The organism is Streptomyces sp. NPDC091377 (assembly GCF_044757045.1).
GTDB lineage: Bacteria > Actinomycetota > Actinomycetes > Streptomycetales > Streptomycetaceae > Streptomyces.
Genome location: NZ_JBIVUE010000008.1, coordinates 195,758 through 209,213, shown reverse-complemented (window position 1 = coordinate 209,213; position 13,456 = coordinate 195,758). Strand labels below are relative to the sequence as shown.

The window sequence follows — 13,456 nt, the reverse complement described above, 5'->3', positions numbered from 1 at the left end:
CCCCACCCCCGCCGACAGGCGTGCCACCCTCGACCGCACGGCACGCCTGTCCCGGCTCCCCGAAACAGACCGCGACGCCATCCGCATCGCCCAGGACCCGCACTTCTCCCGCTGGCTGGAGCAGGTCACGGCAACGGGCGGCTGCGCCCACCCCGTCCACCTCACCGGCTCCACCACCACCCTGGACGCCACGACCGGCGAGATCCTCCACCACTACGACACCCGCCACGAACCGGGCGAACGGCTCCTCGTCCGCTGCCGCAACCGACGCGCCACCATCTGCCCCGCCTGCTCCCGACTCCACGCGGGCGACACCTACCACCTCGTCCGCGCCGGACTCCTCGGCGGCAAAACTGTCCCCGCCACCGTCCGCGACCGGCCCCGCCTCTTCGTCACCCTGACCGCCCCGTCCTTCGGCCCCGTCCACCGCGCCACAGACGGCCCGTGCCGACCCCGCCGCGACGGCGGCACCTGCGAACACGGCCGGTCTCTCGGCTGCGGCTCAGTCCACACGCTGGACGCCCCGGCCGTCGGACAACCCCTGTGCCCCGACTGCTACGACTACACGGGCCACATCCTGTGGCACGCCCACGCCTCCAAGCTGTGGGACCGGTTCGTCATCGACGTACGGCGGCGCCTCGCCACCTCAGCCGGTCTCGTACAAGCCGACTTCGCCCAGCACGCACGGCTCTCCTTCGCCCGTGTCGCCGAGTACCAGAAACGTGCGGCCGTCCACGTCCACGCCGTCGTCCGCCTCGACGGCCCCGCCGGACCGACCGACCAACCCCCGGCCTGGGGCACAGCCGACCGGCTCACCGACGCCGTACGGGCCTCAGCCGCGCGGGTCCTGGTCCGCACCCCGTACAGCCCGGCCGTCGGCGAACTGGCGTTGCGCTGGGGCAGCCAGACCGATGCCCGCCCCCTGCGCGCCGACGGCAACGGACCCGACGACGACGCCGTAGCCGCGTACGTCGCCAAGTACGTCACCAAAGGGGCCAGCGAGACAGGCGCCGGCGTCGACCACAAACTCACCACCCGGGCCGACATCGACACCGCCCCCGTCAACGCACACGTCCGCACCCTCATGCACACCTGCTGGCACCTCGGCGGCCTCCCCGAACACACACACCTCCGCCTCCGCCACTGGACCCACACCCTCGGCTACCGCGGCCACATCCTCACCAAATCCCGCGCCTACTCCACCACCTACACCGCACTCCGCACCCAACGCGCCCACCACCACGGCCACACCCCACCACCCGACACAGCCACCGCCACCGAACGGAACTGGCGCTACACCGGCTCCGGCCACACCCCCGGCGCCGCCCTCATCGCCGCCGGAATCGCCGAAGACGTGATCGTGAACCGCGCAACCGCCCGCGAGGCTCTCCGGTCCGGCGGTGATGCCGACTGACCACACCTTCGAGGAACCACAACAGGGCGGAACACGAGGACGCAGCACTGCGAGCCTGGATCGAGCGGCAGCTACGCGAATCTCCCCCACTCTCCGATGACCAACTACGGAGCGTGGGGGAGATCCTCGGGCTTCAGCTCATTCGGAAGTCCGCCACACCGGCTTGAGTAGATCGGGGTCGAAGACCTTGTTGCCCTTGCCTCCGGACGAAGCGACAACTGCGCTCAGCACCTTCTTGATCGCCTCGCGCTTCTGGGTGATCGTCTTCGACTTCCACGACCTCTTGACGTCTTCCTTCGCCTCTGCGGCCTCCGCCTTCAACGCCTCGTGCGCCCGCTGGTCCGCGTGCAGTTCCTTGATCCGGCGTTCAAGGACCGGGAGATTGCGGAAGAACGTCTCATCGTCAATGTCCGCGTCCTGGTCGTCGTGCCAACGTCGCTCCAGCTCATTGCGGCTCTTGACGGCCCGCTCCAGGGCGTCAGCCTTGTCCCAGTCCGGCACATCCTGAGCCTTGGTCGCTGCATCGCGCTCCAGCTTGGCGATCACCAGTTCCTCAATGGCATCGTCGGTCTTGTCGCCCCGCTTGTAAGTCTTGTTGCATCCGCCATCCACGGTCTTCTTGCACATGTAGGCGTGCCTGTACTTGAGCCAGTCGTTTGCCTTGATCCCGATCATCTTGTTGTTGCAAACAGTGCCGTCCTCCAGTACCTGACCACACCGCATGATGCCCGTGAGCAGGTACTTATGGACCAGGCCACCCCGTGGCACGCCGGTCCCCCTGCCCCGTTCCCTGATCTTGGCAGTGACGGCGAACCATTCCTTCGGAGTGATGATCGACTCCCACTCACCCAGAATCGGCTGGTCGTCGCCGTCCCGGACAAGCTCCCCCTTGATCTCGCGGTACCCACACAGCCGCGCATTCATCAAGATCTGCTTGACGGTCTGGTACTGGAACGGATTCCCACGACTCGTGAGGAAGTCGGCCTCCTTCCACTGCCGCGTGATCTCGGAGATCGAGGCGCCCGCGATCACGTCCTTCACGGCCTTGCGGATGGCCTCGGCCTCCTCCGGACGCAACGCGACCTTGTCGTCCTCCCACCCGAAGGGGCGCCACGCCGCTACCGACTGACCACGGATCGCCCGGCTCCGGTGGCTGTTCCTACTCCTCCGCTGCTTCTTCCTCGTCTCGCTCAAGGACATGGCGACTCCCACCAGGCCCTTGATCTCGAACCCCTCGGCGTAGAGGTCCTGGACGCCGTTGGAGTCGTGGTAGACGCGTCCTTCCTGCGAGGTGAACGCCTTCAAGTACCGCTCCCAGTCACTGGGTCGCCGGTACAGCCGGTCATCGTTCACGGCCATGACACCGTGGATCGGGTACCCCTCGGGCGTCGTCCCGGCCCCAAGGTCGGTGAGTAGCTGCTCGAAGTCGTCGCGTACGACGTTCTCCTTGCTCGCGCTCTTGTCGTTGTCCGTGTAGCGGTACACGACCAGCCACCCGAGCCCACGGGCGCGCTCGGCCATGTCCCGGTGCTGATCCTCGATCCCGTGGGCGTCTTTCACCCGGCCATCGAAGGAGATCCGCGCGTAGCAGACCACGCACCTTAATCCCGGATCAGCGGCGACCATGGCCCGTACTTCCTCGACGGACGGCAGCCCTTCCGGTGCTCCCCGCAGCTTGCTGACCAGCTCTTCTCGCTTGCTCACCAGTGTTCCCCTCGGTCTGTGTCCCCGTCGCTGACACGACCGTAGCGCATGTGTTGGTTCTAGTAATGCTCTACAGCATGAAGATCTCGCACGACATCCGTCGGGAACACGGCGGCACCCAGGTCGAGATCGAGGAGGGCATGGCCCAGAAGTCGAAGGAGTTCGCGGCGGCGGGCAACCGGGTGTACCTGCCGCTGGTCGACTGAGGTCCAGAGCCGACGCGGGGCCGACCCGGCTGAGTGCCGGGTCGGCCGAGGCCCCGAGCCGATTGTGCGGCACGACCCCGTCGTCATCGGCGGGGCCTGTCGGCAGACTGGGGGGATGACATCGAGTTCACTGAGCAAGGGCGCCAACCTCCCGGTCGACTCCGCTGAGGTACGGGTCGAACTCCACTGGATCGCGGGGCCCGGTGCGCCCGATGTGGATGCCTCCGCACTGCTGCTCACCGCGGTGGGACGGGTGCGGGACGACGCCGACTTCGTCTTCTACAACCAGCCGCAGCACGCCTCCGGCGCCGTGACCCACCTGGGCAAGGCACAGACCGGGGCGGGCACGTCGGACACGGTCGGCGTGAACCTCGGAGCACTGGAGCCGGGCATCGAGCGGATCGTGCTGTGCGCCTCGGCCGACGGCGGGACCTTCGGACAGGTGCCGGGGCTGAACCTGCGGCTGCTGGACGCGGCCACCTCGGCCGAACTGGCCCGGTTCGAGATGGATGCCGGCACGGAGACGGCGTTCATCGGCGGTGAGCTGTATCTGCGGCAGGGCAAGTGGAAGTTCCGCGCGGTGGGACAGGGGTACGCGTCCGGGCTGGCGGGGGTGGCGAAGGACTTCGGGATCAGCGTGGCGGAGGACGAGGCGCCCCCGGTGACCCCGGAACCCGTGCCCACGCCCACGCCCACGCCCATACCCTCCGCCCCCACGTCGGCCCCCGCCACCTCGGCCCCCGCCGCCCCGGCCCCCGCAACCCCCACCCCCTCCCCGACCCCCACGCCCACGTCCACACCCCCCGTCCCCTCCACCCCGCCCACCGGCCCCCGTCTCACCAAGGGTGAGGAGAAGTTGCCGGTCGACATGCGCAAGCGGCTGTCGCTGCGGAAGGAGCAGGTGGCGGTCAGTCTCCGCAAGCACGGGGTCGAGGGAGTCACCGCGCGGGTGATCCTCGTCCTCGACGCCTCCGGATCGATGGCGGCGCTGTACACGCGTGGCGTCGTCGCCGATGTCGTGGAGCGGATGGCCGCGGTGTCGGCGCAGTTGGACGACGACGGGGAGATGCAGGCGTGGACGTTCGCGTCGAACCCCGCGCGCCTGCCCGATCTGCGGCTGGGGGAGCTGCCCGAGTGGCTGCGGCTCCATGTGAGGGTCGGTCAGCTGAGCCTGTTCGGGCGGAAGAGGACGAAGCGGGGGATGGAGCCGGGCCAGGTCGACATGAAGGCCGTCGGTATCCAGAACGAGGAACAGAAGGTGATCGCCGAGGTCCGTACGTTCGTCAGGGAGAACCCGGCCGCCGCCCCCACCCTCGTACTGTTCTTCTCCGACGGCGGCGTCTACCGCAACGCGCAGATCGAGCAGGAGTTGCGCGCGGCGGTGGAGGAGCCGATCTTCTGGCAGTTCGTGGGGCTGGGCAAGGCGAACTACGGGGTGCTGGAGCGGTTCAACACGCTCACCGGGCGCCGCGTCGACAATGTCGGGTTCTTCGCGGTGGACGACATCAGTTCCGTGCCGGACGCGGAGTTGTACGACCGGCTGCTCTCGGAGTTCCCGAGTTGGATCAGGGAGGCGGGCCGCGCCGGGATCCTGTGATGCGGGGCCCCTCCAGGAGCAGTCCGCCGCGCGTCGGGTGCCCGCGCGGCGTGCTGCCTGGGCGGACGCCGGACCACAGGAACGGGCGCCGGGCGACCGGACCTGTCACTCCGGCTTGTGGTCCGGGCCTCCGAAGTCCGGGCTGGAGTAGTCCGGGCTGCTGAAGCTCGGGCGGGACCCCGAGGAGCGGTCGCCGGGGCTGGTGAAGCCGGGGCGGTCGTAGCCGAGGTGCGGCATACGGCCGGACGGTGCGGACGGCGCCGTGGTGTGCAGCGCTGCCCGCTCCGGGGCGTTGAGCGCGTCGCGCAGGAACGGCAGGATGCCGCGCTCCAGCAGCGCCTCGCGCCATGCCTCCCTGGCCAGGGCCACTTCGCCGTCGGGTTCGGGGACAGGGCCGCTGTCCCGGGGCGGGCGGTTGCGCAGGGCGGTGATCAGCAGTCCGACGGCGGCGACCAGGATCGCGACCGCGGTCACGGCGCCGAACACCCAGCCCGTGGTGAGCAGGGTCTCGCCGAAGGTGAGATCGGGCGCGACCATTCTCAGCAGGTAGCCGACGAGCAGGAAGATCGCCGCAGCGGTCCCGGCGAGTACGGGTGCGAGCACCGCGACGACCGCGCCGATCCCGGCACCGGCGGCCTCCGTGACCTCGCCCATGGTGGCGGCGAGCCCCGCCGTGCCCGGACCCGACTCGGCCGTGGAACCGGCGGAACCGGCGGTGCCGGAGTCATGGACCGACGGTGCGGTGGACGGCGCCGGGCGGCGCAGTTCCTCGCGGACCTTGACGTAGTGCTGGTACTCGGTGGCCGCCGCCGCGGTGATCAGGGCGGTGGCGCCCAGTGCCATGGTGCGCAGTTGCTCCGGGTTGAGTCGCCGGTCGAGTGCGGCCGGCTCCGGACGGTGTGGTGCGGAGCGCAGCGCCGCATCGAGGATCCGCTCGTACTCTTGGCGGTCCTCGCTCAGCAGGTGCTGCGGAACGCTGTTCATGTGCATCCCCCGATGCTCCGTAGGGCTTGGGGCTCGCATGCGGACGAGCCGTCGGGCAGAAACGGAGGGGAGCCTGCTACGGATAAGGCGATGGTAGAGCGGTGACGGCACACGGTGACAGGGGGTTTACCGAAAAAGCCCCTGGTTCCGCGCCGTCGTACGCCGTTCCTGCGGGTCAGGACGGGACGGTCCTGGATAGGTCGGTTCAGTTCGGTACAGCTCGGATGAGAGGTCGGGGCAGGTGCCGGGACCGGGGTCAGGACGGTGCGGGGGAGACCCGTCTGCCCTGTGAACGCTCAGACAGACAGCGGAAGTTCCTGCACCAGCAGCTTTCCGGCCATGGTCACTCCGCCGTCCATGGCGATGGCGAGCCCGTCGGCGTACAGGTGCGGGCCCTCCACGGCGGGCGGGGTGTCCTCGCCGTCCTCGGAGCCGACCTCGCCGAGCAGATACGGAATCGGGCTGTGACCGTGAACGATCCGGGTGCCGCCGTACGTATCGAGGAGGGAGCGCACATGGTCGGCGCCGCCCTCGTCGCGGAAGGAGAACCGCTTGGTGAACTTGCGGAACAGGTCCCAGACTTCGTCCGGATCGTTGCGGGTGATGGTCTCGCGGACGGTGTCGTTGACGTCCTCGATGGAGCGGCCGTAGTCGAGATAGGCGGTGGTGTCGGAGTGGATCAGCAGATGGCCGTCCACCTCCTCGACGGCGTCCAGCCGGGCCATCCACTGGAGGTGGTGGTCCTGGAGGCGGTCCATGTCGGTCTTCTGACCGCCGTTCAGAAGCCAGGCCGCCTGGAAAGTGGCGGTTCCGGCACCGGAGTTGACCGGCGTGTCGCCGAACCGCTTGGCGCCGATGAGCAGCAGTTCGTGATTGCCCATCAGGGCCTTGCAGTAGCCGCCCGCGGCGGCGGCCTCGGCGGAGAGCCGCATCACCAGGTCGATCACGCCGATGCCGTCCGGGCCGCGGTCGGTGAAGTCACCGAGGAACCACAGCCGGGTGGTGCCCGCGCACCACTGGCCTTCGGCGTCGATCAGGCCCTTCTCCTGGAGCGCGGCGATCAGTTCGTCCAGGTAGCCGTGGACGTCCCCGACGACGTACAGCGGACCGGGGCCGGCCTCGGAGGGGTCGGCGGGGGCGGGCTCGGCGACGGGTTCGACGGTCACCTGAAGAGTGTCGCCCCGGTTGATGACCGGGAGGTCACGCTGGGTCGGCGTGTATCCCTCGGGCTGGTCAAGAGGGTGCTCGGCGGCGTCGCCGGGGTGGCTGCTGTGGGCGTACGGACCGGCCTCGTGGACGTACGCGGGCACCCGGAAGTCGCGCAACGTCGCCGTCCGCTGCACCTCGGGTCCCTGACCGGCCCCCTGAGTCATCGACCCCTCCACCACCATCGCCGCCGCTGCACCGCATCGGACTGCCTGGTCGCAGCGGCCCGCGGTGCCGTGGGCCCATCATAGGAATGCGGATCGTGCCATGTGATGACCCAGGGGTGGTGAATCGGAGCAAGACTCCTGTTCACCGCGGCTTTCGCCCCGATTGGGCCGGGCTTCATCCGCCTTTGGAGCGGCGGAGCGGGCCGCGGCGATCCGCGTCCCCCTCCGGATCCCCCCACCAGGTCCCCACCAGGTCCCCTCCGCGTCCCGCTCTACGTCCCGTTCTACGTCCCGCTCCGGGTCCGCCTCCGGGTCCGCCTCCGCGAGGGGGGCACTCGATCACCTTCATGAAGGGCCGGGCGCCCTTCATGAAGGGCCGGGCGGTCGGCCGCCGGTGCACCGCCTCGCGCGCCGACGGCCGCCGCCCCTCCTCCCCCCACTGCGTCCCGGTCCCGGGGGAACCCCCGCTCTCTCCCCCGGGACCGGCGCCGCCCCACCGGAGGCGCTAGCGCTTCTCCGGCGATCGCGGCGGGCTCACCGTCGTCCTCGGCGGCCTGCGCTGGGAGGACGTACGGATGATCAGTTCCGTCGGTATCACCTGCTCGACCGGGTGGTCGGCCTCGACGCCCTCGATGGCGTCGATCAGCAACTGCACCACGGCCGTGCCGATCCGGCGCGGTTTCAGCGACAGGGTGGTGATCGGCGGCTCGGTGTTGGCGTACACCGTTGATTCGCTGCAGCACACGAGCAGCAGGTCGTCCGGGACCCGCAGACCGTAGCGGCGGGCGGCGGCCAGCAGATCCGTGCCGTTGGGGTCGAAGAGGCCGTAGACCGCGTCCGGTCGGTCCGGGCGGGCGAGCAGCCGGTCGGCCGCGACGGCGCCCGCGCACGGGTCGTGGGCGGGGTACGCCTCGTACACCGGGTCCTGTCCGACCCGTTCGCACCAGTGAATGTAGGCCGTGGTGGAGAGATGGGTGTAGGTGTCGGTGGTGGTACCGGTCAGCAGGCCGATCCGGCGGGCGCCGGCCTCGGCGAGATGGTCGAGGATGCCGAGGACGGCGGCCTCGTGGTCGTTGTCCACCCACGCGGTGACCGGCAGGGTGCCGGCCGGGCGGCCGTCGGAGACGACGGGCAGCCCCTGCCGGACCAGCTCGCTGACCACCGGATCCTGGTCGGACGGGTCGATGACGACCGTGCCGTCGAGGGCGACGTTCGACCAGACGTCGTGCCGGGAGGTCGCGGGCAGGATGACGAGGGCGTAGCCGCGGGCGAGCGCGGCGGAGGTGGCGGCCCTCGCCATCTCGGCGAAATAGGCGAACTCGGTGAAGGTGAAAGGTTCATCCCCGTACGTCGTCACGGTCAGGCCGATCAGACCCGACTTTCCGGTACGGAGGGTCCGGGCCGCCGCCGAGGGGCGGTATCCCAGCCGCTCGGCGACTTCTCGGACGTGGCGCCGGGTGGCATCGGGGAGTCTGCCCTTGCCGTTGAGGGCGTCGGAGACGGTCGTGATGGAGACTCCGGCTGCGGCGGCGACGTCTCTGATGCCCGCCCGGCTCGGCCGGGTGCCTCGCCGTGAGGTTTCCGCGCGGCTCACCTGGTGCTTCCCTGCTGCTGTCATGGCGAGCCGATAGTAGGGCTCATGCGGTGGGGTAGGGCGGGCGCATATGCACCCGTTGACAGGCACGTTTCTGCATGGTCGATGAGCGGTAAATACCTTGGAATGCAAGAGACTTGACGGCTCATGGTGCAGTACGTGACTTGTCGGCGAGCACCGGCCTGCCAAGTGCCCGATGTTTCGAAGAGGTCTCAACTCACCTTCACGGGGGACGCGCGCCACGGCGCGTGCCACCGGCGCATAGATATATGTGAGGCGCCCCCTGGATTCATGGGGATTCGTACGGTGATGCCCCTGATGCCGGTGTGACGCGTGGGGTTCGTATCGGAGCGGGTGCGGACGTATGTGATGAGGCGGGTGAGGTGGGTGAGGCGCACGGTCCGTGCACCGGTGGGGGACGACGACCTCGGTGCCGGCCTGTTCGCAGCGGGACCGAATCCTCATAAGGTGTGCAGTATTGGAAGCCGGGGGCAGTGACGGGCCGCCGGTCGTCGCGAGGAGGACTGCGGTGAGCGAGACGAGCCCCAAGCTGCGCGCCGAGCTGGAGGGGATCCCCACCTACAAGCCGGGCAAGCCGGCCGCCGCCGGAGGCCCGGTGGCGTACAAGCTGTCCTCCAACGAGAACCCCTATCCCCCGCTGCCCGGGGTGATGGAGCAGGTCCGCTTCTCCGCCGAGTCCTTCAACCGGTACCCGGACCTCGCCTGCACGGGGCTGATGAACGAGCTGTCGGACCGCTTCGGTGTCCCGCTCACCCACCTGGCGACCGGCACCGGCTCGGTCGGTGTCGCCCAGCAGCTGGTCCAGGCGACCTCCGGCCCCGGCGACGAGGTGATCTACGCCTGGCGGTCCTTCGAGGCGTACCCGATCATCACGCAGGTCAGCGGGGCGCGCTCGGTGCAGGTGCCGCTGACCGACGGCGAGGTGCACGATCTGGACGCGATGGCCGACGCGATCACCGACCGGACCCGGCTGATCTTCGTCTGCAACCCCAACAACCCGACCGGCACGGTGGTGCGCCGGGCCGAGCTGGAGCGGTTCCTGGACCGGGTGCCCGGCGATGTGCTGGTGGTGCTGGACGAGGCGTACCGGGAGTTCATCCGTGACCCCGAGGTCCCGGACGGCGTGGAGCTGTACCGGGACCGCCCCCATGTCTGTGTGCTGCGGACCTTCTCCAAGGCGTACGGCCTGGCCGGGCTGCGGGTCGGTTTCGCGATCGCCCATGAGCCGGTCGCGGCGGCGCTGCGCAAGACGGCGGTGCCGTTCGGTGTGAGCCAGCTCGCACAGGAGGCGGCGATCGCCTCGCTGCGGGCGGAGGACGAACTGCTCGGACGGGTCGGTTCGCTGGTCGGCGAGCGGGCGCGGGTGGCCGAAGGGCTGCGGGCCCAGGGCTGGACGGTGCCGGAGACCCAGGCCAACTTCGTGTGGCTGCGGCTGGGGGAGCGGACCGTCGCCTTCGCGGAGGCGTGCGAGCGGGCGGGTGTGGTGGTCCGGCCGTTCCCCGGTGAGGGGGTCCGGGTGACGATCGGCGAGACCGAGGCGAACGACATCTTCCTGAAGGTGGCGGAGGCGTTCCACAGGGAGCGGTAGGGCTCCGCCGGCTCACCCGCTTCGACACCGACACCGACACCGACACCGGGCACGGGGACCGGGCGCGGGGACCGGGCGCGGGGCAAGGTAGGGCCGGCTGCGCAAGGCTGGCAGCGCAGGACTGGTTACGCAGGGCCGGCTACGCAGGGCTGAGCAGGGGCACGGTGCCGCGCGCACCGTGCCCTTTTCGCTGCCCTCCCGCAGGGCGCCCGGCCCCGGGAGAGGCCGGACGGAGACCCCCCGGGAGACCAAGGGGGACCCCCTGTCAAGAGTCGAAAATCGGTACGTCATAATGGCTTGTGAATGTGAACGCGTTCACAAGCGTGTCCTGGTTGCTCCCCTGATGGGTGGGGTGAAAGGGGCAAACTGCCACTGTGTCCGCGGCGATGTAAGGAGACTGACGACGTGGAATTGGCTTTGGCGCCAGAGACCCTGGCGCGTTGGCAGTTCGGCATCACCACCGTCTACCACTTCCTGTTCGTCCCCCTGACGATCTCCCTGGCCGCGCTCACGGCCGGACTGCAGACCGCCTGGGTGCGCACCGAGAAGGAGAAGTACCTCCGGGCGACCAAGTTCTGGGGCAAGCTCTTTCTGATCAACATCGCGATGGGTGTGGTCACCGGCATCGTGCAGGAGTTCCAGTTCGGGATGAACTGGTCCGACTACTCCCGCTTCGTCGGGGACATCTTCGGGGCGCCGCTCGCCTTCGAGGCCCTGATCGCCTTCTTCTTCGAGTCGACCTTCATCGGCCTGTGGATCTTCGGCTGGGACAAGCTGCCGAAGAAGATCCATCTGGCCTGTATCTGGATGGTGTCGATCGGCACGGTCCTCTCGGCGTACTTCATCCTCGCGGCCAACTCGTGGATGCAGCACCCGGTCGGCTACAAGATCAATGGTGAGCGGGGCCGGGCCGAGCTGACCGATTTCTGGCTGGTGCTCACCCAGAACACAGCACTGGCGCAGGCATTCCACACCCTGTCGGCGGCCTTCCTCACCGGTGGCGCGTTCATGGTCGGTATCGCCGCCTTCCATCTGGTGCGCAAGCGGCACATCAGCGAGATGCGGACCTCGCTGCGGCTCGGCCTGGTCACCGTGGCGATCGGCGGACTGCTCACCGCGGTCAGCGGCGACACGCTCGGCAAGATCATGTACGAGCAGCAGCCGATGAAGATGGCCGCGGCCGAGGCCCTGTGGGACGGCGAGGCGCCGGCACCGTTCTCGATCTTCGCCTACGGCGATGTGGACGAGGGCCACAACAAGGTCGCCATAGAGATCCCCGGCCTGCTGTCCTTCCTGGCCAAGAACGACTTCAGCTCCTACGTGCCCGGTATCAACGATGTGAACAAGGCCGAGCAGGAGAAGTACGGGCCCGGCGACTACCGGCCCAACATCCCGGTCGCCTACTGGGGCTTCCGCTGGATGATCGGCTTCGGAATGACCTCGCTCATGATCGGTCTGCTGGGGCTGTGGCTGACCCGCAGGAAGTTCCTGCTGCCCCGGGCGCACCGCACCGGTGAGGACGAGGTGCCGCATCTGGTGCTCTTCCGCAGCCCGCTCGGCACCCGCCTCACCAGGTGGTACTGGCGGCTGGCGATCTGGACCCTGGCCTTCCCCCTGATCGCCAACTCCTGGGGGTGGATCTTCACCGAGATAGGCCGCCAGCCGTGGGTCGTCTACGGGCTCTTCCAGACCCGGGACGCGGTCTCCCCCGGGGTCTCCCAGGGCGAGGTCCTCACCTCGATGATCGTCTTCACCTCGCTCTACGCGATCCTCGCCGTCATCGAGGTCAAGCTGCTGGTCAAGTACGTCAAGGCCGGACCGCCCGAGCTGACCGAGGCCGACCTCAACCCGCCCACGAAGATCGGCGGCGACTCCCGTGACGCCGACAAGCCGATGGCCTTCTCCTACTAGGCCGAGGGAGCTGCACAGTCATGGAACTGCACGACGTCTGGTTCGTCCTGATCGCCGTCCTGTGGATCGGCTACTTCTTCCTGGAGGGCTTCGACTTCGGGGTGGGCGTGCTCACCAAGCTGCTCGCCCGCAACCGGCCCGAGAAGCGGGTCCTGATCAACACGATCGGACCCGTCTGGGACGGCAACGAGGTCTGGCTGCTCAGCGCGGGCGGCGCCACCTTCGCCGCCTTCCCCGAGTGGTACGCCACCCTCTTCTCCGGCTTCTATCTGCCCCTGCTGATCATCCTGGTCTGTCTGATCGTCCGGGGCGTGGCCTTCGAGTACCGGGCCAAGCGACCCGAGGAGAACTGGCAGCGCAACTGGGAGACCGCGATCTTCTGGACCTCGCTGATCCCGGCCTTCCTGTGGGGGGTGGCCTTCGGCAACATCGTGCGCGGAGTGAAGATCGACCAGAACTTCGAGTACGTCGGCAACGTCTGGGATCTGCTCAACCCGTACGCCCTCCTCGGCGGTGTGGTGACGCTCACCCTGTTCACCTTCCACGGCGCGGTGTTCACGGCGCTCAAGACGGTCGGTGACATCCGGGAGCGGGCGCGGAAGCTGGCGCTTCGGGTCGGAGCGCTCACCGCCGTGGCGGCGGTCGCCTTCCTGCTGTGGACGCAACTGCGCGACGGTGACGGCAAGAGCCTGGTCGCCATGATCGTGGCGGTCGTGGCGCTGGTCGCCGCCCTGGGCGCCAACCAGATGGGGCGTGAGGGCTGGTCGTTCGCCTTCTCGGGCGTGACCATCGTGGCCGCGGTCGCGATGCTGTTCCTCTCGCTCTTCCCGGACGTCATGCCCTCCTCGCTCAACGCGGAGTGGAGCCTCACGGTCACCAACGCCTCGTCCAGCCCCTACACCCTGAAGATCATGACCTGGTGCGCGGCGATCGCCACACCGGTCGTGCTGCTCTACCAGTCCTGGACCTACTGGGTGTTCCGCAAGCGGATCGGCACACAGCACATCGCCGATCCCGTCCACTAGTCCGGCGCCGGGGTGTCTCGGATGTTTCACGTGAAACAC

Annotated in this window: 10 protein-coding genes; 6 read left to right on the top strand and 4 right to left on the bottom strand. The window is 68.9% G+C overall.

What is annotated here, in order from left to right:
* The first annotated feature begins 46 nt into the window (after positions 1-46).
* Positions 47-1,414: a replication initiator gene (locus ACIQNG_RS19875; protein ID WP_401486755.1), complete on the top strand. Its 1,368-nt coding sequence runs from the start codon at positions 47-49 to the stop codon at positions 1,412-1,414.
* A 138-nt stretch (positions 1,415-1,552) separates the two neighbouring features.
* On the opposite strand, the gene ACIQNG_RS19870 is transcribed toward ACIQNG_RS19875, so the two are convergent.
* Positions 1,553-3,118, bottom strand: coding sequence for a recombinase family protein (locus tag ACIQNG_RS19870; protein WP_401486528.1), 1,566 nt, complete (start codon positions 3,116-3,118; stop codon positions 1,553-1,555).
* Between the two features lie 77 nt (positions 3,119-3,195).
* On the opposite strand from ACIQNG_RS19870, the gene ACIQNG_RS19865 reads away from it, so the two are divergent.
* Together ACIQNG_RS19865 and ACIQNG_RS19860 are read left to right on the top strand one after the other, a co-directional pair.
* Positions 3,196-3,324 (top strand): hypothetical protein, encoded by a 129-nt coding sequence (locus ACIQNG_RS19865; protein ID WP_401486774.1) that lies wholly within the window; start codon positions 3,196-3,198, stop codon positions 3,322-3,324.
* A gap of 115 nt (positions 3,325-3,439) precedes the next feature.
* Complete coding sequence (locus ACIQNG_RS19860; protein WP_401486526.1) at positions 3,440-4,921, top strand: VWA domain-containing protein; 1,482 nt, start codon at positions 3,440-3,442, stop codon at positions 4,919-4,921.
* Positions 4,922-5,026: 105 nt separating this feature from the next.
* Here ACIQNG_RS19860 and ACIQNG_RS19855 read toward each other — a convergent pair whose 3' ends face one another.
* From ACIQNG_RS19855 to ACIQNG_RS19845, 3 genes are all read right to left on the bottom strand, one after another.
* A complete protein-coding gene (locus ACIQNG_RS19855) occupies positions 5,027-5,911 on the bottom strand; it encodes a hypothetical protein (protein WP_401486524.1) in 885 nt (294 codons plus the stop codon).
* Positions 5,912-6,201: 290 nt separating this feature from the next.
* Positions 6,202-7,293, bottom strand: a complete 1,092-nt coding sequence (locus ACIQNG_RS19850; RefSeq protein WP_401486753.1) for a metallophosphoesterase family protein — start codon at positions 7,291-7,293, stop codon at positions 6,202-6,204.
* A gap of 490 nt (positions 7,294-7,783) precedes the next feature.
* The gene (locus ACIQNG_RS19845; protein WP_401437960.1) at positions 7,784-8,896 is read right to left on the bottom strand and encodes a LacI family DNA-binding transcriptional regulator; all 1,113 of its coding nucleotides are present in this window, start codon (positions 8,894-8,896) and stop codon (positions 7,784-7,786) included.
* A gap of 505 nt (positions 8,897-9,401) precedes the next feature.
* Here ACIQNG_RS19845 and hisC point away from each other — a divergent pair.
* From hisC to cydB, 3 genes are all read left to right on the top strand, one after another.
* Positions 9,402-10,481 carry a histidinol-phosphate transaminase gene (hisC, locus tag ACIQNG_RS19840; RefSeq protein ID WP_401437963.1) on the top strand — a complete coding sequence of 360 codons (1,080 nt, stop codon included), beginning with the start codon at positions 9,402-9,404 and terminating at the stop codon, positions 10,479-10,481.
* Positions 10,482-10,886: 405 nt separating this feature from the next.
* Positions 10,887-12,392, top strand: coding sequence for a cytochrome ubiquinol oxidase subunit I (locus ACIQNG_RS19835; RefSeq protein WP_401486521.1), 1,506 nt, complete (start codon positions 10,887-10,889; stop codon positions 12,390-12,392).
* A gap of 20 nt (positions 12,393-12,412) precedes the next feature.
* Positions 12,413-13,417, top strand: coding sequence for a cytochrome d ubiquinol oxidase subunit II (gene cydB / locus ACIQNG_RS19830; protein WP_401437968.1), 1,005 nt, complete (start codon positions 12,413-12,415; stop codon positions 13,415-13,417).
* Positions 13,418-13,456 lie beyond the last annotated feature (39 nt).